The sequence below is a fragment of the Streptomyces sp. TG1A-8 genome, from assembly GCF_030499535.1.
GTDB lineage: Bacteria > Actinomycetota > Actinomycetes > Streptomycetales > Streptomycetaceae > Streptomyces.
In genome coordinates this window covers 2,913,415-2,934,358 of sequence record NZ_JASTLB010000001.1, presented here as the reverse complement: position 1 = coordinate 2,934,358, position 20,944 = coordinate 2,913,415, and the positions used below count along the sequence as shown (strand labels likewise).

Annotated in this window: 22 protein-coding genes and 1 pseudogene; 18 read left to right on the top strand and 5 right to left on the bottom strand. The window is 73.9% G+C overall.

Annotation, left to right across the window (positions count from 1 at the left end; all coding sequences use genetic code 11):
• The first annotated feature begins 123 nt into the window (after positions 1 to 123).
• From QQY24_RS12445 to QQY24_RS12435, 3 genes are all read left to right on the top strand, one after another.
• Complete coding sequence (locus tag QQY24_RS12445) at positions 124 to 1,383, top strand: alpha/beta fold hydrolase (protein WP_301972778.1); 1,260 nt, start codon at positions 124 to 126, stop codon at positions 1,381 to 1,383.
• Positions 1,349 to 1,861: a tRNA (adenosine(37)-N6)-threonylcarbamoyltransferase complex ATPase subunit type 1 TsaE gene (tsaE, locus tag QQY24_RS12440; protein WP_301972777.1), complete on the top strand. Its 513-nt coding sequence runs from the start codon at positions 1,349 to 1,351 to the stop codon at positions 1,859 to 1,861. The genes QQY24_RS12445 and tsaE overlap by 35 nt, the downstream gene beginning before the upstream one ends.
• A gap of 130 nt (positions 1,862 to 1,991) precedes the next feature.
• Positions 1,992 to 2,177 carry a hypothetical protein gene (locus QQY24_RS12435; protein ID WP_301972776.1) on the top strand — a complete coding sequence of 62 codons (186 nt, stop codon included), beginning with the start codon at positions 1,992 to 1,994 and terminating at the stop codon, positions 2,175 to 2,177.
• Between the two features lie 124 nt (positions 2,178 to 2,301).
• Here QQY24_RS12435 and QQY24_RS12430 read toward each other — a convergent pair whose 3' ends face one another.
• Entirely contained in the window at positions 2,302 to 2,847 is a 546-nt protein-coding gene (locus QQY24_RS12430; RefSeq protein WP_301972775.1) for a hypothetical protein, read from the bottom strand.
• A 112-nt stretch (positions 2,848 to 2,959) separates the two neighbouring features.
• Here QQY24_RS12430 and tsaB point away from each other — a divergent pair, with 112 nt between their 5' ends.
• From tsaB to QQY24_RS12395, 7 genes and pseudogenes are all read left to right on the top strand, one after another.
• Positions 2,960 to 3,616 carry a tRNA (adenosine(37)-N6)-threonylcarbamoyltransferase complex dimerization subunit type 1 TsaB gene (gene tsaB / locus QQY24_RS12425; RefSeq protein WP_301972774.1) on the top strand — a complete coding sequence of 219 codons (657 nt, stop codon included), beginning with the start codon at positions 2,960 to 2,962 and terminating at the stop codon, positions 3,614 to 3,616.
• A 17-nt stretch (positions 3,617 to 3,633) separates the two neighbouring features.
• Positions 3,634 to 4,131 (top strand): ribosomal protein S18-alanine N-acetyltransferase, encoded by a 498-nt coding sequence (rimI, locus tag QQY24_RS12420; protein WP_301976226.1) that lies wholly within the window; start codon positions 3,634 to 3,636, stop codon positions 4,129 to 4,131.
• Positions 4,124 to 5,209, top strand: a complete 1,086-nt coding sequence (tsaD, locus tag QQY24_RS12415) for a tRNA (adenosine(37)-N6)-threonylcarbamoyltransferase complex transferase subunit TsaD (RefSeq protein ID WP_301972773.1) — start codon at positions 4,124 to 4,126, stop codon at positions 5,207 to 5,209. Before rimI ends, tsaD begins: the two co-directional genes overlap by 8 nt.
• Positions 5,206 to 5,463: a hypothetical protein gene (locus QQY24_RS12410; RefSeq protein ID WP_301972772.1), complete on the top strand. Its 258-nt coding sequence runs from the start codon at positions 5,206 to 5,208 to the stop codon at positions 5,461 to 5,463. Before tsaD ends, QQY24_RS12410 begins: the two co-directional genes overlap by 4 nt.
• A gap of 383 nt (positions 5,464 to 5,846) precedes the next feature.
• Complete coding sequence (locus tag QQY24_RS12405) at positions 5,847 to 6,893, top strand: LacI family DNA-binding transcriptional regulator (RefSeq protein ID WP_301972771.1); 1,047 nt, start codon at positions 5,847 to 5,849, stop codon at positions 6,891 to 6,893.
• A gap of 327 nt (positions 6,894 to 7,220) precedes the next feature.
• Positions 7,221 to 8,264 carry an LCP family protein gene (locus tag QQY24_RS12400; RefSeq protein WP_301972770.1) on the top strand — a complete coding sequence of 348 codons (1,044 nt, stop codon included), beginning with the start codon at positions 7,221 to 7,223 and terminating at the stop codon, positions 8,262 to 8,264.
• Positions 8,265 to 8,280: 16 nt separating this feature from the next.
• A pseudogene (locus tag QQY24_RS12395) lies at positions 8,281 to 8,577 on the top strand (RNA polymerase subunit sigma-24); the annotation flags it as partial.
• Between the two features lie 42 nt (positions 8,578 to 8,619).
• On the opposite strand, the gene QQY24_RS12390 reads toward QQY24_RS12395, so the two are convergent.
• Entirely contained in the window at positions 8,620 to 9,786 is a 1,167-nt protein-coding gene (locus QQY24_RS12390; protein WP_301972769.1) for a class I SAM-dependent methyltransferase, read from the bottom strand.
• Positions 9,787 to 9,876: 90 nt separating this feature from the next.
• Here QQY24_RS12390 and QQY24_RS12385 point away from each other — a divergent pair, with 90 nt between their 5' ends.
• From QQY24_RS12385 to groL, 4 genes are all read left to right on the top strand, one after another.
• Complete coding sequence (locus tag QQY24_RS12385; protein ID WP_301972768.1) at positions 9,877 to 10,818, top strand: polysaccharide deacetylase family protein; 942 nt, start codon at positions 9,877 to 9,879, stop codon at positions 10,816 to 10,818.
• Entirely contained in the window at positions 10,815 to 11,663 is an 849-nt protein-coding gene (locus tag QQY24_RS12380; protein ID WP_301972767.1) for a polysaccharide deacetylase family protein, read from the top strand. Before QQY24_RS12385 ends, QQY24_RS12380 begins: the two co-directional genes overlap by 4 nt.
• A gap of 416 nt (positions 11,664 to 12,079) precedes the next feature.
• On the top strand, positions 12,080 to 12,388 hold the full coding sequence (groES, locus tag QQY24_RS12375; protein WP_301972766.1) for a co-chaperone GroES: 309 nt from the start codon (positions 12,080 to 12,082) through the stop codon (positions 12,386 to 12,388).
• Positions 12,389 to 12,509: 121 nt separating this feature from the next.
• Complete coding sequence (gene groL / locus QQY24_RS12370; protein ID WP_301972765.1) at positions 12,510 to 14,135, top strand: chaperonin GroEL; 1,626 nt, start codon at positions 12,510 to 12,512, stop codon at positions 14,133 to 14,135.
• Between the two features lie 194 nt (positions 14,136 to 14,329).
• On the opposite strand, the gene QQY24_RS12365 is transcribed toward groL, so the two are convergent.
• A complete protein-coding gene (locus tag QQY24_RS12365; RefSeq protein WP_301972764.1) occupies positions 14,330 to 15,103 on the bottom strand; it encodes an SDR family oxidoreductase in 774 nt (257 codons plus the stop codon).
• 76 nt (positions 15,104 to 15,179) lie between these two features.
• Positions 15,180 to 15,848, bottom strand: coding sequence for an MOSC domain-containing protein (locus QQY24_RS12360; protein WP_301972763.1), 669 nt, complete (start codon positions 15,846 to 15,848; stop codon positions 15,180 to 15,182).
• Positions 15,849 to 15,928: 80 nt separating this feature from the next.
• On the opposite strand from QQY24_RS12360, the gene QQY24_RS12355 reads away from it, so the two are divergent.
• Complete coding sequence (locus tag QQY24_RS12355) at positions 15,929 to 16,825, top strand: LysR family transcriptional regulator (protein WP_301972762.1); 897 nt, start codon at positions 15,929 to 15,931, stop codon at positions 16,823 to 16,825.
• A 143-nt stretch (positions 16,826 to 16,968) separates the two neighbouring features.
• On the opposite strand, the gene QQY24_RS12350 is transcribed toward QQY24_RS12355, so the two are convergent.
• Positions 16,969 to 17,298, bottom strand: coding sequence for a WhiB family transcriptional regulator (locus tag QQY24_RS12350; RefSeq protein WP_301972761.1), 330 nt, complete (start codon positions 17,296 to 17,298; stop codon positions 16,969 to 16,971).
• A 380-nt stretch (positions 17,299 to 17,678) separates the two neighbouring features.
• Between QQY24_RS12350 and QQY24_RS12345 the strand changes: the two genes are divergently transcribed.
• The 3 genes from QQY24_RS12345 to guaB all read left to right on the top strand — a co-directional run bounded on the left by QQY24_RS12345 (position 17,679) and on the right by guaB (position 20,931).
• Complete coding sequence (locus QQY24_RS12345; RefSeq protein ID WP_003948568.1) at positions 17,679 to 18,290, top strand: response regulator transcription factor; 612 nt, start codon at positions 17,679 to 17,681, stop codon at positions 18,288 to 18,290.
• 381 nt (positions 18,291 to 18,671) lie between these two features.
• On the top strand, positions 18,672 to 19,259 hold the full coding sequence (locus tag QQY24_RS12340) for a sigma-70 family RNA polymerase sigma factor (RefSeq protein WP_301972760.1): 588 nt from the start codon (positions 18,672 to 18,674) through the stop codon (positions 19,257 to 19,259).
• A gap of 163 nt (positions 19,260 to 19,422) precedes the next feature.
• The gene (guaB, locus tag QQY24_RS12335) at positions 19,423 to 20,931 is read left to right on the top strand and encodes an IMP dehydrogenase (protein ID WP_301972759.1); all 1,509 of its coding nucleotides are present in this window, start codon (positions 19,423 to 19,425) and stop codon (positions 20,929 to 20,931) included.
• The last annotated feature ends 13 nt before the right edge of the window (positions 20,932 to 20,944 follow it).

The following is a 20,944-nucleotide window of genomic DNA, read 5'->3' as shown; positions in this document are numbered from 1 at the left end:
CCGGTTGCCCCCGCCGCGACGGGCAACACGCCAAGCACGGGTCACCGCGGCGGTGACGCACGTCCGGCGACACCGGCCACGGCAGCCACCCGGCGCCGGCGGCCCCACGGAGAGGAGCGGTACGTGAGCGAGAGCAGCGCGGAGGCCGTGGCGGACGCCGTCGCCGCGGCGGCCGCCGCCTCCGCCGCGGGAGCGGCCGGGAGCTGGCGCCGGGCGACCGGCGTCGCCGGCGCCGCGCTGGGCGTGCTCGCCGCGGGCGCCGCCGCCGGGGTCGCCGTCGAGCGCATGACGGTGGGCCGCGGGATACGCCGCAAGGCCCGGCTGGCGCTCGACTCGACGGGGCCGTACGGCACCCTGCGCGGCACCCCCGGCACGGCCCGCTCCGACGACGGCACCGAGCTGTACTACGAGGTCGACGACGTCGAACCCGACACCGGCCCCGGCGTCTCCCCGCGCCGCCGGCGGCTCTTCGGGCGCAAGGCCCCCGCTCCGGTCACCGTCGTCTTCTGCCACGGCTACTGCCTCAGCCAGGACTCCTGGCACTTCCAGCGGGCGGCCCTGCGCGGGGTCGTCCGGACCGTGCACTGGGACCAGCGCAGCCACGGGCGCTCCGCGCGCGGCACGGCCCAGACCCGCGACGGCGCCCCCGTCACCATCGACCAGCTGGGCCGCGACCTGAAGGCGGTCCTGGACGCGGCCGTGCCGGACGGGCCGGTCGTGCTGGTCGGCCACTCCATGGGCGGGATGACGGTGATGGCGCTGGCCGCCCAGTACCCGGAACTGATCCGCGACCGGGTCGTGGCCACGGCGTTCGTGGGCACCTCGTCCGGGCGGCTCGGCGAGGTCAACTTCGGCCTCCCGGTGGCCGGCGTCAACGCGGTGCGCCGCATCCTCCCCGGCGTGCTGAAGGCGCTCGGGCAGCGGGCGGAACTGGTGGAGAAGGGGCGCCGGGCGACGGCGGACCTGTTCGCCGGGATCATCGAGCGGTACTCGTTCGCCGGCCGGGACGTCGACCCCGCGGTCGCGCGGTTCGCCGAGCGGATGATCGAGTCCACGCCGATCGACGTGGTCGCCGAGTTCTACCCGGCCTTCACCGACCACGACAAGACGGACGCGCTCGCCCGCTTCCGGGACTTCCCGGTGCTCGTGCTGGCCGGGGTGCAGGACCTGGTGACCCCCAGCGAGCACAGCGAGGCCATCGCCGGCCTGCTGCCGGAGGCCGAACTGGTGCTCGTGCCCGACGCCGGGCACCTGGTCATGCTGGAGCACCCGGAAACGGTCACCGACCGCCTCGCCGACCTGCTCACCCGCGCGGGTGCCGTGCCCGCAGGGGCTACCGTAAGTGGCTATGGAACCAGCAGCACCACCGCGCCACCCCGCTGAGACCCGGCTGACCGTCACCTCTCCCGAGAGGATGCGGGAACTGGGCCGCAGACTCGCCAAGCTGCTGCGCGCGGGCGACCTGGTGATGCTGACCGGGGAACTCGGCGCCGGCAAGACCACGCTGACCCGCGGGCTCGGCGAGGGGCTCGGCGTGCGGGGCGCGGTCACCTCGCCGACCTTCGTGATCGCCCGGGTGCACCCCTCCCTGGGCGACGGCCCGCCGCTCGTCCACGTCGACGCCTACCGGCTCGGCGGCGGCCTGGACGAGATGGAGGACCTCGACCTGGACGTCTCGCTGCCCGACTCGGTGGTGGTCGTGGAGTGGGGCGAGGGCAAGGTCGAGGAGCTGGCCGAGGACCGGCTCCAGGTCGTCGTCCACCGGGCCGCCGGGGACACCACCGACGAGGTGCGGCACGTGACGCTGACCGGGCTCGGCGGGCGGTGGACGGACGCCGGCCTGGAGACGCTCACGGCCTGACCCCCCGCCCCGGTTTCCGACAAGTTGTCGGAAACGTATTGCGCGGGACGTACCGGGCGTGGTCACATGGTACCCAGCTCGTGGTTAGGTCTACCTAACCGCGCCCGCCCCCGCATCTCAGGAGGCGTCCATGCCCGCTCCCCGACCCACGGCACCCCTCGCCCGGCCCGCGTGCGCCGGGGTGTCCATGCGCGACCTGCTGGCGTCGTGCGCGGCGGCGGACGCGGTCTCCAGGCCGCCGCGCGCGCCGGAGGCGGCCCGGCCGGGCACCCCGGCCGGGCGGCACCGCGAAGCCGCCCAGGGTCGCTCGCGCTGATCCTGCCGGGCCCGCGGGTCCGGCCCGATCCGGACGGAAGGCCCCGGCCGGTACCCCGGCCGCCGGGGCCCGGTCGGCGCACTCCCCGTCCTCCGGGCGCACGGCGCGGGTGCGGTGGCACGGCCTAGCGGATCACCACGACCGGCACGCCGATCGTCGCGAACCGCCACATCGCCTCCCCGTCCTCGCGGCTCTCGCGGATGCCGCCCGTCCGGGTGTCCGCGTCGGACGCCGGGGCCGGCGCGCTGCCCACCGCCGCGCTGAACCCGATCGCCACCCCGTTCATGCTGGTGAAGCGGACGACGTGCTCGACCGGCGCGCCGTCGGAACCGGTGACCGCGTTGGAGCGGGAGGACACCCAGTACGTGCCCGGGAGCGGGTCGACGCCGCCGGGGCGCACCGGGAAGGTGCGCCCGACCCGGTTGTCCGGCCCGACCAGCCAGACCCGGTCGTCGTCGACCGAGTACACGACGCGCTCGCCCGTGCCGGAACGGTCCGGCAGCGCCGCCGGGTCGTGCCGGTCGCGGGGCGCCTTGACGGCCCCGGCCGCCCGGGCCGCGCCGCGCAGGCCCGCGGGAACGGTGGTGTGCGCCTGGTGGGCGAGGAGGCCCACGACTCCGACGGCCAGCGCGGTCAGGCCGGCCACGATCCCCGCACTGGTCCCCGCCACGCGCACCATCCCTGCCTTGTCCGATATGCCGCACTTCGTACGAACCGTAGCAGTAGGTGACGGTCCAGCCCGGGCGGGCGTGCATGGGCCGCGGGCGCCGTAGGCTGTTCGCGTGCTCTTGCTCGCTCTGGATACCGCCACCCCCGCCGTCACCGTCGCCCTGCACGACGGCACGGACGTCGTCGCCTCGTCGAGCCAGGTGGACGCGCGCCGGCACGGAGAGCTGCTGCTGCCGGCCGTCGACCGCGTCCTCGCCGGTGCCGGGCTCGCGCTGGACGCCGTCACCGGCATCGTCGTGGGGATCGGACCCGGCCCGTACACCGGTCTGCGCGTCGGCCTGATGACCGCCGACACCTTCGGCCTCGCGCTCGGCGTCCCCGTGCACGGCGTGTGCACGCTGGACGGCCTCGCCCACGCCGCCGACATCGCCGAGGGCCCCTTCGTCGTGGCCACCGACGCCCGGCGCAAGGAGGTCTACTGGGCCACGTACGCCGACTCCCGCACCCGGCTGACCGACCCGGCCGTCGACCGCCCGGCCGACATCGCCGAGCGGGTCGCCGGGCTCCCGGCGGTCGGCGCGGGCGCGCTGCTCTACCCGGACGCCTTCCCGAACGTCCACGAGCCCGGGCACGTGTCCGCCGCCGCGCTCGCCTCGCTGGCCGCCGCCAGGCTGGCCGCGGGCGAGGAGCTGCCGGCGCCGCGCCCGCTGTACCTGCGCCGCCCCGACGCGCAGGTGCCGAAGAACTACAAGGTGGTCACGCCCAAGTGACCGTGCGACTGCGCGAGATGCGCTGGTGGGACATCGACCCGGTGCTGGTCCTGGAGAAGGACCTCTTCCCCGAGGACGCCTGGTCCCGGGGCATGTTCTGGTCCGAGCTGGCCCATTCCCGGGGCCCGGAGGCGACCCGGCGCTACCTGGTCGCCGAGGCCGACGGCCGCATCGCCGGGTACGCCGGCCTGGCCGCCGCCGGCGAGCTGGCCGACGTCCAGACCATCGCCGTCGCCCGCCACCACCAGGGCACCGGGCTCGGCGGGCGCCTGCTGGCCGAACTGCTGCGGGCCGCCACCGCCTTCGAGTGCGCCGAGGTGATGCTGGAGTGCCGGGTGGACAACATCCGCGCCCAGAAGCTCTACGAGCGCTTCGGCTTCGTCCCCGTCGGCTTCCGGCGCGGCTACTACCAGCCGGGGAACGTCGACGCGCTGGTGATGCGCCTGGCCACACCGTCCGACAGCGGCCCCGCCGCCGGTTCCCCCTCCGTACGAGAAACCGAGATCAATGACTGACGAACCCCTCGTCCTCGGCATCGAGACCTCCTGCGACGAGACCGGCGTCGGCATCGTCCGCGGCACCACCCTGCTGGCGGACGCCGTCGCCTCCAGCGTCGACGAGCACGCCCGTTTCGGCGGCGTCGTCCCCGAGGTGGCGTCCCGGGCGCACCTGGAGGCGATGGTCCCCACCATCGAGCGCGCGCTGAAGGAGGCCGGGGTCGTCGCCGGGGACCTGGACGGCATCGCGGTCACCGCCGGTCCCGGCCTCGCGGGCGCCCTGCTCGTCGGAGTCTCGGCGGCCAAGGCGTACGCCTACGCGCTCGGCAAGCCCCTGTACGGCGTCAACCACCTCGCCTCCCACATCTGCGTGGACCAGCTGGAGCACGGCCCGCTGCCCGAGCCGACCATGGCCCTGCTGGTGTCCGGCGGCCACTCCTCGCTGCTGCTGTCCTCGGACATCACCTCCGACGTCCGCCCGATGGGCGCCACCATCGACGACGCGGCCGGCGAGGCCTTCGACAAGATCGCCCGCGTGCTGGACCTGGGCTTCCCCGGCGGCCCGGTCATCGACCGCTACGCCAGGGAGGGCGACCCGGACGCGATCGCCTTCCCGCGCGGTCTGACCGGCCCGCGCGACCCGGCGTACGACTTCTCCTTCTCCGGTCTGAAGACGGCCGTGGCCCGCTGGATCGAGGCCAGGCGGGCGGCGGGGGAGGAGGTCCCGGTGCGGGACGTGGCCGCGTCCTTCCAGGAGGCCGTCGTGGACGTGCTCACCCGCAAGGCCGTCCGCGCCTGCAGGGACGAGGGTGTCGACCACCTGATGATCGGCGGCGGCGTCGCCGCCAACTCGCGGCTGCGCGCCCTGGCCCAGGAGCGCTGCGAGGCGGCCGGCATCCGGCTGCGCGTCCCGCGCCCCAAGCTGTGCACGGACAACGGTGCGATGGTCGCCGCCCTCGGCGCCGAGATGGTCGCCCGCAACCGGGCCGCGTCCGGCTGGGACCTGTCCGCCGACTCCTCCCTGCCGGTCACCGACCCGCACGTGCCGGCCCATGACCACGTGCACGAGGCCGGCGGGGAGAACCTGTACCCGTGAGCGTCGCCCTGATGTGGGAGGCCCGTGCCGTCGCGGGCCGGGGCGCGGACCTGCTGGCGTGGGCGCGCGCGCAGCGGCTCGCACCCGAGCCGCTGCGCCGGGAGACCTTCCGCGCCCCGCAGGACCGGGTCCTGGTCATCACCTGGTGGGACGCCCCGTACGACGCCGACCTGCCGGAGCTGGCCGAGCCGTCCGGGGAGCTGGTGACCCGGGCGGTGCACCGGTGGCGGTTCGAGCCGGTGGCGGACGGCTGAGTCCGACCGGAGCCGGTCCCGTCCGGCTCCCGGCCGGCCGGGACCGGGAGCCGGACCGGCCGCGTTTGGCGGATCCACCGCCACTGCGCTATGATCATCACAACGCGAACGGCCGGAACAACGGCACCGGACGCAGTGCGTTGGTGGTCCAAGGAAAGACGTCCCGCTTCCTGCGGGGAGATGCAGGTGCAAGGCCTGCCCGGCGCTCCACACACACCCCGTCCCCGGTTCACCGGGGGCGGGGTGTTCTCGTTGCGCAGGCTTCCCGTCCCCTGTCTTCCGCCCGGTATTCGAATGTTTCGAAACGTGATCCGAATGTGCCGGTGAACTCCTGGGGTGCGAGGGCCTTCGTCACGCCGCCCCACAAGGTTACGATCGCGGGCATGAAACCCTCGAAGCCCGCAGACACGCAGACGGCGACCCTCGCCGAGATCGCCCGCGAGGCCGGGGTGTCCGCCCCGACTGTTTCGAAGGTGCTCAACGGCCGCGCCGACGTCGCCCCGACGACCCGCGCCCGCGTCGAGGAACTGCTGCGCGCCTACGGCTACCGGCGCCGCCGCGCCGAGGCCTCCCGGTCGCCGCTGATCGACCTCGTCTTCCACGAACTGGAGAGCGCCTGGGCGATGGAGGTCATCCGGGGCGTGGAGAACGTGGCCCGCGACGCCGGGCTGAGCGTCGTGCTGTCCGAGTCGGCCGGGCGGCTCACCCCGGGCCGCAGCTGGGCCGACCAGGTCGCCGCCCGCCGTCCGCACGGCGTCGTGCTGGTGCTGTCCGGGCTCGACGAGTCCCAGCGGGCGCTGCTGACCAGCCGCTCCATCCCGTTCGTGGTGATGGACCCGGCCGGCGACCCGGGCCCCGACGTGCCCTCCATCGGTGCCACCAACTGGCAGGGCGGCCTCGCCGCCACCCGCCACCTCGTGGAACTCGGCCACACCCGCATCGGCGCGATCAGCGGGCCCTCGCGGATGATGTGCAGCCGGGCCAGGGTCGACGGGTACCGGGCCGCGCTGGAGACCGCCGGGCTGCCCGTGGACCCCTCGCTCGTCGTGGCCGGCGACTTCCACCACGACGCCGGCTACCGCCTCGGCCTGGAACTGCTGCGCCGCCCGGACCGGCCCACCGCGGTCTTCGCGGGCAACGACCTGCAGGCGCTCGGCCTGTACGAGGCCGCGCGCGAGCTGGGCCTGCGTGTCCCGGGGGACCTGAGCGTGGTCGGCTTCGACGATCTTCCGGTGGCCCGCTGGGTCGGTCCGCCGCTGACGACCGTGCGGCAGCCGCTGACGGAGATGGCCGAGGCCGCGGCCCGGCTGGTGCTGGAGATGGGCCGCGCCGACGACGAGCGGGCCGCGACCCGGGTGGAGCTGGCGACGAGCCTGGTGGTGCGGTCGAGCACGGCGGAGCCGGCGCACGAGCGGCGGTCCGCGCACTGACGGGCGCCGGGGCCCGCCCCGCACCGCTCCGGAGCCGGCCGGTTCCCCGGCCGGGATTTCCGCGGGCACCCGCGACGGGGACGGCGGGAACGGGCCCGTCCCCCGCGTCCCCGCCCGCACCCGGCCGGGCACGGCGGTGTCCCGCCGGGACGCCTCCCGCGACGGCACCGTCCCGGACGGCGGTCCGGTGGCGTTCGGGTTCGACGGGTCCTGGAGCGTGAGCGATCCGGTGCCCGCCGTGACGCCGGGATGAGAATTCCACAAGAAAACCGGAACCGGCCGCTTCCGCTAACCGGCCGCTCATGATTCGGACTTACGTTCCTGTCCGTGACGGGACACGAGGAGCGGGGCGGACGGGCGGGCCGGCGGCCGGGAGTGCTGAAGGCCCTCGGTCTGGCCCTGGCGGGCGCGCTGGTGCTGGGCGCCGCCGCCGCGGGCTGGGCCTACTGGCATCTCGACCACAACATCCGCGGCGTCGACATCGACGGCGCGCTCGGCGCGGACCGCCCCGTCCCGGCCGCCACCCCGGCCGCGGGCGCCGCGGCGTCCACCGCACCGCTGCCGTCCGGCGCCCTGAACATCCTGGTCCTCGGCTCCGACTCGCGCAGCGGCGCCGCCAACAAGGCGCTGGGCGGTGGCGACAGCTCCGGCGCCCGCTCCGACACGGCGATGGTCGTGCACGTCGACGCCGGCCGCACCGGCGCCACCGTCGTCAGCATCCCGCGCGACACCCTGGTCACCCGCCCCTCCTGCCCGCTGTCCTCCGGGGGCGCGACGCCGGTCGCGTACGGCGCGATGTTCAACAGCGCCTACGCGGTGGGCGGACCGGTGTGCGCGGTGAAGACCGCCGAGTCGGTCACCGGCATCCGCATGGACCACTACCTCGAAATCGACTTCTCCGGCTTCGCCGAGCTGGTGGACGCGCTCGGCGGGGTCGACGTCACCACCTCGCAGGACATCGACGACGACAGGAGCCACCTGCACCTGAGGGCCGGAACCCACCACCTCGACGGCACCCGGGCCCTGGCCCTCGCCCGCACCCGGCACGGCATAGGCGACGGCAGCGACCTGGGCCGGATAGGCCTGCAGCAGAAACTGGTCAAGGCCCTGCTGGAGCGGATGGCGGCCACCGACCTGCTCACCGACCCGGCCGCGCTGTACCGGGTGGCCGACGCGGTCACCGCCAGCCTCACCACCGACACCGGCCTGGACTCGCTGGCCGAGCTGGCCCGACTCGGGCAGAGCCTGAGGGGCCTGACCGCCGGCCGGGTCCGGACCGTGACGATGCCGGTCGTCACGGCGCCCTCCGACCCCAACCGGGTGGTGGCGCGGGAACCCCAGGCCGCCGCGCTGTGGGCTTCCCTGCGCTGAGCGGCCGCGGACCACCGCCACCCTGTACGCGCTGCTCGCGGCCCGCGCCCCGTCCCCGGTGGTCGGGTTGAACCGGGCCGTCGCCGTCTCGATGGCCGACGGGCCCGGCCCGGCGCTCGCCCTCGTCGACGCCCTCGCCGCCGAACCGGTCCTGCGCGGCTACCGCCTGCTGCCCAGCGTCCGCGGCGACCTGCTCGCCCGCCTCGGCCGCACGGCCGAGGCCCGCGCCGGGTTCACCCGGGCGGCCGGACCGGCCCGCAACGCACGCGAACGCCGGCTGCTGCGGTGCCGGGCCGCCGGGGCACCGGCCTGAGCGGCGCCTTCCGCGCCGGCCCGGCGGATCCCCCGCGGACCCCTACCGGGCGGGCCGGCCCACGAGCATCGTGGGTGCCCCGGCCACCCGGGTCAGGAACACGGTGGCCGCGTGGGGCCCCTGGGGCCTGATCTTCCTGCGCAGTTCCTCCGGTTCGACCGCCGACCCGCGCTTCTTCACGGTCAGCGTGCCGACCTCCCGCTCCCGCAGCAGGGCCTTGAGCCTCTTGACGTTGAAGGGGAGCCGGTCGGTGATCTCGTAGGCCGCGGCGTACGGCGTCGGGCGCAGTTCGTCGGCCGTGACGTACGCGATGGTCGCGTCCACCAGTCCGCCGTCCAGCTCCTCGGCCACCTCCGCGACCAGGTGGGCGCGGATCACGGCGCCGTCCGGCTCGTACAGGTACCGCCCGACCGGGCGCACCGCGGGGTCGGGCAGGTTCCGGCCGTGCAGCGTCCGCGGGCCCGGCAGCAGGGTGGCGCGGACCCCGCCGGGCGTTCCGGCCCCGAACCACAGCACCGCCTCCTTCACGTCGCCGCCGTCGGAGATCCACTCGGCCTCGGCCTCGGCGGGGACGGCCTCGTGCGGGATGCCGGGGGCCACCTTCAGGGCGGCGCGGGGCGCCCGGAGGGCCGCGGCGACCGCCCAGGACAGGGGCGGTGAGTACGCCTCGGGATCGAAGATCCGGCCCCGTCTGCCCCGCCGTGCCGGATCGGCGAAGACGGCGTCGTAGCCCGCGGTGTCGACCTCCGTGACGTCCGCCTCCCGCACCTCGACCAGCCCGCCGAGTCCCAGCGCCGCCACGTTCGCCCGCGCCACGGCCGCCGTCAGCGGGTCCCGGTCCACGGCCAGCACCCGGATCCCGGCCCGCGCCAGCGCGATCGCGTCACCGCCGATGCCGCAGCACAGGTCGGCGACCGAGGTCACCCCCAGCTCCCGCAGCCGGCCCGCCCGGTGCACCGCCACGCTCCTGCGCGTCGACTGCTCGACCCCGTTCGGCGTGAAGAACATCCGCTCCGCGTCCTCGGCCCCGAACTTGGCGTGCGCCCGCTGCCGCAGCCGGGCCTGGCCGAGCGCGGCCGACACCAGTTCCGCGGGATGCGTGCGGCGCAGCCGGGTGGCCACGGCCAGCTCCCGTACGGGGTCGGTGCCGCGCACCTCGTCGAGGAGGGCGCGGCCTTCGGGGGTGAGGAGCAGAGCGAGGTCGTTCACCCGGTCATTGTGGGCCAGCCGGTGGACGGTGCGCCCGCGGCGGCGGTGTCGGGGCGGCCGCGGGGCGCGGGCCTGCGAGGATCCGGCACCATGCGAGCTGTAGTACAAAATGACAAAATTCGGGCACGCGTCCGTGGGGTCGTCCTCCGCTGCGGGACGGCCGCCCTGGCCCTCGCCGCCCTCGCCGCCGGCTGCGCCGACCCCGGTACCCGCCCCGCTCCCGGCACGGCCCCCGGCGCCCGCTCCGCCCCCGGCCGGCAGGGCGCCCCCGCCGGGCCCGCGGACACCGCCGCCCGCCTCGCCGCCGAGCACGCCCGCCTGGTCGCCGCCGCCAGGCGGTGGGGGCTGGAGCGGGCACCGCTGACGCCTCCGCCACCGCCCGCGAGGAAGCCGAGGATCACCGCCCGCGCCGGGTTCGAGGTGGACCACCAGGACGAGTGGGGGCTGCCGCCGGTCTTCACCACCGTCCCCACCGAGCAGAAGATCGTCTTCCTGACGATCGACGACGGCGCCGAGAAGGACCCCGGGTTCCTGCGGATGATGCGGGAGCTGAAGGTTCCGTACACCGCCTTCCTCAGCGACTACCTGGTGAAGGACGACTACGCCTACTTCCGCACCGTGCAGGCCTACGGCAACACCCTCGACAACCACACCCTGACCCACCCGTACCTGCCGGGCCTGTCCTACGAGGAGCAGCGGCGGGAGATCTGCGGGATGCAGGACGTCATGGAGGAGCAGTTCGGCAGGCGCCCGGAGGTCTTCCGCCCGCCCTACGGCAACTACAACCAGGACACCCTGCGCGCCGCCAAGTCCTGCGGCGTGCGGTACGCGCCGATCTGGAACGAGGAGGTCTACGTCGACCACTGGGAGTACCGCGAGGACGACCAGCGGCTGCGTCGCGGCGACATCGTGCTCACCCACTTCCGCGGACGCGGCGACTGGGACGGCACGATGGTCGACGACATGCGCCGCTTCCTGGACAAGGTCACCCGCGAGGGCTACGCCGTGGCGCGCCTGGAGGACTACCTGTGAGCCGCCGGGGGCGGTCCGGGGGCGGTGCCGCGGGAGCGCGGGCCGCCCTGGCCGCCGTCCTCGCCTCGACCGCCCTCCTGACGGGCTGCGCGCAGTCCGTGGACCCCATCGAGCGCCTGGGCAGGAGGGCGGCCGAGGAGGTGCGGCCGCCGCGCCCGCACGCGGAGCGGGCCTACCGCCGCTGGGGCCTGGCCGCCCCGCTCGCCGCCCCGCCGAGCCACCCGGCCCGGCCGCGGCCGGGCCGCGCCGCAGCGGACACCGCCCTGCCCCGGGTCGTGGACCGCGTCCCCACCGCCGACCGGGTCGTCTTCCTCACCTACGACGACGGCGCCGAACGCGACCCGCGCTTCGCCGACATGGTCCGCGAACTCGGTCTGCCGGTCAGCTTCTTCCTCACCGGCAGCGCCGCGGGCCCCGGACACGGCCGCTTCGCCCGCCTCCGCGCGGCCGGCGCCGGCCTCCAGAACCGCACGCTCCACCACCCCGCCCTGCCCGCACTGCCCTACTCCGGCCAGCGCGCCGAGATCTGCGGCCAGCAGGACCGCCTGCGCTCCCGCCTGGGCGCCCGCCCCCGCCTCCTGCGCCCGCCCCACGGCGCCTACGACGGCACCACCCTGCGCGCCGCCGCAGACTGCGCCCTGTCGGCGCTCGTCCTCCACCGCGCCACCCTCACCGGCGCCGGCCTCACCTACACCAGGGGCCCGCGGCACCTGTGCCCCGGCGACGTCGTCCTGGTGGACCCCGGCGGGCCCGCGGCCCCCGGCCCGAGGGCCCGCACGATCCGCCTGCTGCGCATGCTCCAGCGGGCCGGGCTCACGGTGGCGCGCCTGGAGGACTACCTGTAGGCGCCGTGCCGCCGGACGGCCGCCGGGCGCGTGCGGCGCACCCGGCCGGGTGGCCCTGCGCTCCGGCCGGGACCGGACGTCCGGTCCCGGTGGCGACCGGGCCCGTCCGGCGGCCGGGGGCGCGGCCCGTCCGGGGCCGGAGCGGGGGCTGCGGAGACGGCCGGCCCCCGGCGGCGGCGGTCCGGCGCGGGCACCGTCCCCGCCGGTTGCGGACGTCCGATTTCCGCCGACGCGCCGCGCGCATTGGCACTCCGCTTGACCGAGTGCTAATCGCGGTCATAGTCTCAGGTCTGGCACTCCCCCCAGGAGAGTGCCAACAAAGCGACGGGCAGGTCCGGCACCCGCGACGACGGATCGACCTGGTCGCCACCTCAGACAGTTAACCCCGTGAGATCTCCGAAGGGGGAGGTCGGATCGTGACGACCGCCAGCTCCAAGGTTGCCATCAAGCCGCTCGAGGACCGCATCGTGGTCCAGCCGCTGGACGCCGAGCAGACCACGGCCTCTGGCCTGGTCATCCCGGACACCGCGAAGGAGAAGCCCCAGGAGGGCGCCGTCCTCGCCGTGGGCCCGGGCCGTTTCGAGAACGGCGACCGCCTTCCGCTCGACGTCAAGGTCGGCGACGTCGTCCTCTACAGCAAGTACGGCGGCACCGAGGTGAAGTACAACGGCGAGGAGTACCTCGTCCTCTCGGCTCGCGACGTCCTCGCGATCATCGAGAAGTAACCACCTCGAGCACTCAGTTGCTTCCAGCTGCGCCCCTGGCCCCCGCCATCACCCAAAAAGCCGGGCGCCCGGGGCGCAGTTCTTTTTTCACCTACAGATTCCCGAGAGGGCTCCCGCTGTCATGGCGAAGATCCTGAAGTTCGACGAGGACGCCCGTCGCGCCCTCGAGCGCGGCGTCAACAAGCTGGCCGACACGGTGAAGGTGACGATCGGCCCCAAGGGCCGCAACGTCGTCATCGACAAGAAGTTCGGCGCCCCCACCATCACCAACGACGGCGTCACGATCGCCCGCGAGGTCGAGATCGAGGACCCGTACGAGAACCTCGGCGCCCAGCTGGTGAAGGAGGTGGCGACCAAGACCAACGACATCGCCGGTGACGGCACCACCACCGCCACCGTGCTCGCCCAGGCGCTGGTGCGCGAGGGCCTGAAGAACGTCGCCGCCGGTGCCTCCCCGGCCGCCCTGAAGAAGGGCATCGACGCCGCGGTCAAGGCCGTCTCCGAGGACCTGCTCGCCTCGGCCCGCCCGATCGACGAGAAGTCCGACATCGCCGCCGTGGCCGCGCTGTCCGCCCAGGACCAGCAGGTCGGCGAGCTGATCGCCGAGGCGATGGACAAGGTCGGCAAGGACGGTGTCATCACCGTCGAGGAGTCCAACACCTTCGGTCTGGAGCTGGACTTCACCGAGGGCATGGCCTTCGACAAGGGCTACCTGTCGCCGTACTTCGTGACGGACCAGGAGCGCATGGAGGCCGTCCTCGACGACCCGTACATCCTGATCCACCAGGGCAAGATCTCCGCCATCACGGACCTGCTGCCGCTGCTGGAGAAGGTCATCCAGTCCAACTCCTCCAAGCCGCTGCTGATCATCGCCGAGGACGTCGAGGGCGAGGCCCTGTCGACCCTGGTCGTCAACAAGATCCGCGGCACCTTCAACGCCGTCGCGGTGAAGGCCCCCGGCTTCGGCGACCGCCGCAAGGCGATGCTGCAGGACATGGCCATCCTCACCGGTGCCACCGTCATCTCCGAGGAGGTCGGCCTCAAGCTCGACCAGGTCGGCATCGACGTGCTCGGCTCCGCCCGCCGCGTCACCGTCACCAAGGACGACACCACGATCGTCGAGGGTGCCGGCAAGAGCGAGGACCTGCAGGGCCGCGTCGCCCAGATCAAGGCCGAGATCGAGAACACCGACTCCGACTGGGACCGCGAGAAGCTCCAGGAGCGCCTCGCGAAGCTGGCCGGCGGCGTGTGCGTGATCAAGGTCGGCGCCGCCACCGAGGTGGAGCTGAAGGAGAAGAAGCACCGTCTGGAGGACGCCATCTCCGCGACCCGCGCCGCGGTCGAGGAGGGCATCGTCTCCGGCGGCGGCTCCGCCCTGGTGCACGCCTCCAAGGTCCTGGAGGGCAACCTCGACAAGACCGGCGACGAGGCCACCGGTGTCTCCGTCGTCCGCAACGCCGTGGTCGAGCCGCTGCGCTGGATCGCGGAGAACGCGGGCCTGGAGGGCTACGTCATCGTCTCCAAGGTCAAGGACCTGGAGAAGGGCAGCGGCTACAACGCCGCCTCCGGCGAGTACGGCGACCTGATCAAGGCCGGTGTCATCGACCCGGTCAAGGTCACCCGCTCCGCCCTGGAGAACGCCGCCTCCATCGCCTCCCTGCTGCTGACGACCGAGACCCTGGTCGTCGAGAAGAAGGAAGAGGAAGAGCCGGCCGCCGCGGGACACAGCCACGGCCACTCCCACTGAGCCGACGGACCGCTGACGAAGGCCCGGCACCCCGCCGAGGGGTGCCGGGCCTTCGCGTCGTCCGCCCGCCGCTCCCCGCCCGTCCGGCGCCCCCGGCCGGTCGTGCCGGCCACCGCGTCCCGGCCGTCCCGCCGTCGGCGGCCCCGGCCCCCGGTCCGGTGCCGGTCCTCCTCCTGCCGCGGCGCCCCCGTCCGCTACTGCGGCCCGTACTTGCGGCCCGTCCGGGAGTCGATCCCGGCGAGCAGTCCGCGCGGGGCCACCTTCGCCAGGCCCATCAGCGTCTTGTACCGGGGGTCCGGGACGGACACCGTTCTGCCGCGCGCGAGGTCGGCCAGCGCCGCCGCGACCAGCTTGTCCGCGTCCAGCCACATCCAGCCGGGGATGTTGTCCGTACCAATCTCGGCGCGCTCGTGGAACTCGGTGCGCACGAACCCCGGGCACAGCGCCATCAGCCGCACTCCGCTGCCGGCCAGGTCCTTCGCCGCGCCCTGCGTGAACTGCACGACCCACGCCTTCGACGCGCCGTAGGTGCCCCGGGGCAGGAAGGCCGCCACCGAGGCGACGTTCACCACCCCGCCGCGGCCCCGCTCCCGCATCGCCGCGGTGGCCGCCGAGGTCAGCCGCAGCACCGCCTCGCAGTGCACCTTCAGCATCCTCAGCTCGTCGGACATAGACGTTTCGAGGTAGCGGCCCCGGTTGCCGAAGCCGGCGTTGTTGACCAGCAGGTCGACCGGATCGCGGCGGTCGCCCAGACGGGCGGCCACCGCCTCGATGCCCTCGTCCCCGGCCAGGTCGGCGGTCAGCACCTCCGCCTCGATCCCGTGCCGGTCGTGCAGTTCGGTCGCCTGCTCGCGCAGCCGCTCGGTGTCCCGGGCGACCAGGACGAGGTCATGCCCGTCCGCCGCCAGCCGCCGTGCGAACGCGGCACCGATGCCCGTGGTCGATCCCGTAATCAGAGCCCTTGTCATGGCCCAAGGGTAGTGACCCGGACCGGCGGCGCCCGTTCTGGCGGCGCCCGTCGCACGGGATCCGCCCGACCGGCCCTCAGCGTTCCTTTCCGGCCACGTACTCGCGGGCCGCGGCCAGCGTCTCGCCGTGCAGCGCCTCGCCCGCCGCGAGCAGCCGGGGCAGCAGTTCCCGCTCGGTGGTGACCGCGCGGAACTGCAGTGCCGCCGTCACCCCGTGGTCCGGCCGGTGCACGATCTCGATCGGATCGCCCGCCCGGATCTCACCCGGTTCGATCACCCGCAGGTAGGCACCGGTGGCGCCCTTCCGGGTGAACCTCCTGACCCAGCCGCCTACGCCCAGATGGCCCTGGAAGGTGCGGCACGGAAGCCGCCCCGAGGTCACCTCCAGCACCACGTCGGGACCGATCCGCCACCGTTCGCCGATCAGTGCCCCGGACACGTCCAGACCGTCCGTCGTCAGGTTCTCGCCGAAACAGCCGTTGGCCAGCCGGCGGTCCAGTTCCCGCTCCCATTCGTCGAGGTCCTCGCGCGCGAAGGCGTAGACCGCCTGGTCGTTCCCGCCGTGGTGGCGCAGCTCGCACACCGCGTCCCCGGCCAGCCCGCTCCCGCCGGTCCCCTTGGGACCCGGGGCCGCCACCCGCACCGGCCCGCCGGCCGGCCGCTTGTCGATGCCCGTCAGGCCCTGCGGCTGGTCGGTGTACGGCACCGGCTGCGGACGGCCCAGGTTGACCGAGAGAAGCTTCATGCCCGCACGGTACGTGAGCGGGACCCAAAGCGTCGAAGCGGAATCAGGCACCGCGCCCAAGCCGGGCTTATGCTCGACAGGTGATCGAGGCCCGTCATCTCCGCGTCCTGCGCGCCGTCGCCGCCACCGGGTCCTTCTCGGCGGCGGGGCGCGAACTGGGCTGCACCCAGCCGGCCGTCAGCCAGCAGATGAAGGCGCTGGAGGCCTCCGTCGGCACACCGCTGCTGGTCCGCGGGGGCCGGGAGATGCGCCTGACCCAGGCCGGCGAGACCCTCGTCCGGCACGCCTCCGGGATCCTCGCCGGACTCACCGCGGCCGAGGAGGAGGTCGCCGCCATCGCGGGCCTGAGGGCCGGCCGGGTCCGGCTGGTCTCCTTCCCCAGCGGCAGCTCCACCCTGGTCCCCACCGCCCTGGCCGCCCTGCGCGCCGCCCACCCCGGCACCCGGGTCTCGCTGGAGGAGGCCGAGCCCCCGAGGTCGGCCGAGCTGCTGCGTGAGGGCGACTGCGACCTGGCGCTCGCCTTCCGCTACGAGGGCGCGGCGGTCACCGAGGACTGGGACGACCTGATCGTGCGCCCCCTGCTGACGGACCGTCTGATCGCTCTGGTGCCCGAGCGGCACCGCCTCGCGCGCGCGGAGTCCGTCGCCCTCGGGGAGCTGGCCCGCGAGCCCTGGATCGCGGGCTGCCCGCGCTGCCGCGGCCAGCTGGTGGCGGCCTGCGAGAGCGCCGGATTCACGCCGCGCATCGACTTCGCCACCGACGACTATCCGGCGGTGGTCGGCCTGGTCGGCGCGGGCCTCGGAGTGGCGGTGCTGCCGCAGCTCGCGGTGGAGGCGGTACGGCCCAGGAGAGTGCGGGCGGTGCGGCTGGAGCCGGCGGTGCGGCGGGAGATCGTCGCCCTCACCCTGCCCGACCTGGCACGGGTGCCGGCCGTGGCGGCGACGCTGGAACAGCTGGCCCGGGCGGCCGGGCGATAGCGGGGATCCGGCCGGAAGTCCTCCCGGGCCGGTGGCGCGCGTCGGCGTCCCCTGCACGGGCGTCACGGAGGAACGGACCCGTGTGCCGACGTCGGGGGCACGTGCGGCGTGCCCGGCGGGAACATATATGCAGAAACGTTCCTTCAGTCGTTGGGGGCGGTGTCGCCGTTGGTGGTAGAGGCCGACACCAGACGGTTGCGTGCCCGCCCCATCAGTTCTTCGCGTTCATCCTCGGTCAGGCCGCCCCACACGCCGTACGGTTCGCGCACCGCCAGCGCGTGCGCCGCGCACTGCGCGCGGACCGGGCACCTCATGCAGACCTCCTTGGCCGAGTTCTCGCGAGCGCTCCGAGCCGCCCCGCGCTCGCCCTCCGGGTGGAAGAAGAGCGAGCTGTCGACCCCGCGGCAGGCGGCCAGCAGCTGCCAGTCCCACAGGTCAGCGTTCGGTCCGGGAAGGCGGGAGAAATCTGCCATTGCGTGACCCCTTGTAGCCGTTCTGGGCGATACGGTGCCGAAAACCCTGCATCTCCGGTCCAAGAAGATGAAAATATGACTCATTGCGAATCTAGCCCCGAACACTACGAAACGGGAAGAAAAGCGGCTGAACGGGGCACGGGACGTGAGGAAAAGTTGCGGCTCCGTCGAACGTGTCTGCACCGTGTCGGAGCACTCACCTGGAGTGCCGAAGGCGGGGTGCGTCCCCGTAACTCTTTCGAGTGACCGTCGTTGAGAGTGCGGAGGCGGTTGAAAACAGAAGCGCTCGGGCAGGCGTCCGAGACGGTCGACCGCACAGGTGACGATTCCGTACCAGCCTGGAGGCTCAAGGTGACGCGCATCAGCTGCGGAGGGCGGTCATGACATCCGTCCTCGTCTGCGACGACTCCCCGCTTGCCCGAGAGGCGCTCCGCCGCGCGGTCGCGACCGTGCCCGGCGTCGAGCGTGTGACGACGGCGGCCAACGGCGAGGAAGTCCTCCGCCGCTGGGGCGCCGACCGCTCCGACCTCATTCTGATGGACGTACGCATGCCCGGCCTGGGCGGCGTCGAGACCGTGCGCCGGCTGCTGTCCGCGGACCCGGGCGCACGCATCATCATGCTCACCGTCGCCGAGGACCTCGACGGGGTGGCCCTCGCGGTCGCCGCCGGCGCGCGCGGCTACCTGCACAAGGACGCCTCGCGGGCGGAACTGCGCGCCACGGTGACGCAGGCGCTGGCCGACCCGACCTGGCGCCTGGCCCCCCGCCGGCTCCGCTCGGCCGAGATGGGCGCCGCGCCCACGCTCACCGCGCGCGAGATCCAGGTCCTGGAGGGCATGAGCCACGGCCGCTCCAACGCCGAGATCGGCCGCGAGCTGTTCCTCTCCGAGGACACCGTCAAGACGCACGCCCGCCGCCTGTTCAAGAAGCTCGGCGCATCGGACCGGGCCCACGCGGTGGCACTCGGCTTCCGCTGGGGACTGGTCCGGTAGGACGTGCGCCACGGCGGCACGGCGCACCGCCGCCCGGGTGCCCCGGCCGCGAACTCCCGGCGGCCGGGCCACCCGGGGCGGCCGGGCGGCGGTGCCCACGGGGTACGCGCCCGGGGCGCGCGGCCGCGCGGCGCACCCCGGTGGACGCCGGGATGCGCCGGACGGGCCGACAGGTGCGGCGCAAGGCGACCCGCCGGACGCCCGGTGCTCGTTCCGCCGCCGATGCCGCATCCTTGAGATGTGGAGTCTCTCGGGGACGAGTCGGTCGAGCGGAAGGGGAGGGCGCAGGGGATGAGTGCCGGCGCACCTGCTCATAACGCTTCGGTGCACAACCACGAGCACGATGCGGCGGACCGGAGGGCCGCAGGGCACCATGGACCGATGCGCGACGACGAGGCGGGCACGGCCCACGGGGCGATCGGCGCGCTCGTACACCGTGCCGTCGAGGGGGACGAGCAGGCCACGCACGATCTGCTCGCCCACGTGCATCCCCTCGCGCTGCGCTACTGCCGTACCCGGCTGTCCCGGCTGCCCGGGGACGCGCGCCACTTCGTCGAGGACCTCGCCCAGGAGGTCTGCGTGGCGGTCCTGCTCGCCCTGCCCCGCTACCGCGACACCGGCCGCCCCTTCGAGGCGTTCGTCTTCGCCATCGCCTCGCACAAGGTCGCCGACCTCCAGCGCGCCGCGATGCGCCACCCGGGCTCCACGGCCGTCCCCTCGGACGAGATGCCGGAGCGCCCCGACGACTCCCTCGGCCCCGAGGAGCGCGCCCTGCTCAGCAGTGACGCCGAGTGGGCCAAGAAGCTGCTGGCCAACCTGCCGGAGAACCAGCGCGAGCTGCTCCTGCTGCGCATCGCGGTGGGCCTGACCGCGGAGGAGACCGGACGGATGTTGGGAATGTCACCGGGGGCGGTCCGCGTTGCCCAGCACAGGGCACTGAGCCGGCTGCGCGCCCTCGCCGAACAGTAAGACCCCTGTGTGGGACCGCCCTTGGCCCGCCGTCGAACCGCCGCACGAGTGTTTTCGTATGAAAATACGAAGCCGCTAGCGGCCCCGCATCGTGGAATGCGCCGACCGTGCTTCCCGTTAGCATGGACATCCGCACCGAGCAAGGCCATTTGGGGAAGGTGTCATGACTGCCAACGTCGACGGAGTGCCCGGAAAATTCGCGACACTCGGGCTGACCTACGACGACGTGCTGCTGTTGCCGGGCGCGTCGGACATGGCGCCCGACGAGATCGACACCGCCTCGTACGTCTCCAGGAACGTGCGGGTCAACATCCCGCTGCTGTCCGCCGCCATGGACAAGGTGACCGAATCCCGCATGGCGATCGCGATGGCCCGCCAGGGCGGCGTCGGCGTCCTGCACCGCAACCTCTCCATCGAGGACCAGGCCAACCAGGTCGACCTGGTGAAGCGCTCCGAGTCCGGCATGGTCACCGACCCCATCACGATCCACCCGGACGCCACGCTCGCCGAGGCCGACGCGCTGTGCGCCAAGTTCCGCATCAGCGGCGTCCCGGTCACCGACGGCGACAAGAAGCTCCTCGGCATCGTCACCAACCGTGACATGGCCTTCGAGACCGACCGCAGCCGTCGCGTGCGCGAGGTCATGACCCCGATGCCGCTGGTCACCGGCAAGGTCGGCATCTCCGGCCCGGAGGCCATGCAGCTGCTGCGCAAGCACAAGATCGAGAAGCTGCCGCTGGTCGACGACGAGGGCGTGCTCAAGGGCCTGATCACCGTCAAGGACTTCGTCAAGGCGGAGAAGTACCCGAACGCCGCCAAGGACGCCGAGGGCCGCCTCCTGGTCGGCGCGGCGGTCGGCGTGGCCGGGGACGCCTTCGAGCGCGCCCAGGCGCTGATCGAGGCCGGCGTCGACTTCATCGTCGTGGACACCGCGCACGGCCACTCCCGCCTCGTCGGCGACATGATCGCCAAGATCAAGTCGAACTCCTCCGGCGTCGACGTCATCGGCGGCAACGTGGCCACGCGCGACGGCGCCCAGGCCCTGGTGGACGCGGGCGCCGACGGCATCAAGGTCGGTGTGGGCCCCGGCTCCATCTGCACCACCCGTGTGGTCGCCGGCGTCGGCGTACCGCAGGTCACCGCGATCTACGAGGCCGCGCTCGCCGCCAAGGACGCCGGTGTCCCGGTCATCGGCGACGGCGGTCTGCAGTACTCCGGCGACATCGCCAAGGCCCTGGTCGCGGGCGCCGACACGGTGATGCTCGGCTCACTGCTCGCGGGCTGCGAGGAGTCCCCGGGCGAGCTGCTGTTCATCAACGGCAAGCAGTTCAAGTCGTACCGCGGCATGGGCTCGCTGGGCGCCATGCAGACCCGCGGCGACCGCAGGTCGTTCTCCAAGGACCGCTACTTCCAGGAGGGCGTCGCCTCCGACGAGCAGCTGATCCCCGAGGGCATCGAGGGCCAGGTGCCCTACCGCGGCCCGCTCTCCTCGGTCGTCCACCAGCTGGTCGGCGGCCTGCGCCAGTCGATGTTCTACGTCGGCGGCCGGACCGTCCCCGACCTGCAGGCCAACGGCCGGTTCGTGCGGATCACCTCGGCGGGCCTGAAGGAGAGCCACCCGCACGACATCCAGATGACGGTCGAGGCGCCCAACTACAGCGGCAGGAAGTGACGCACGCGCGCGC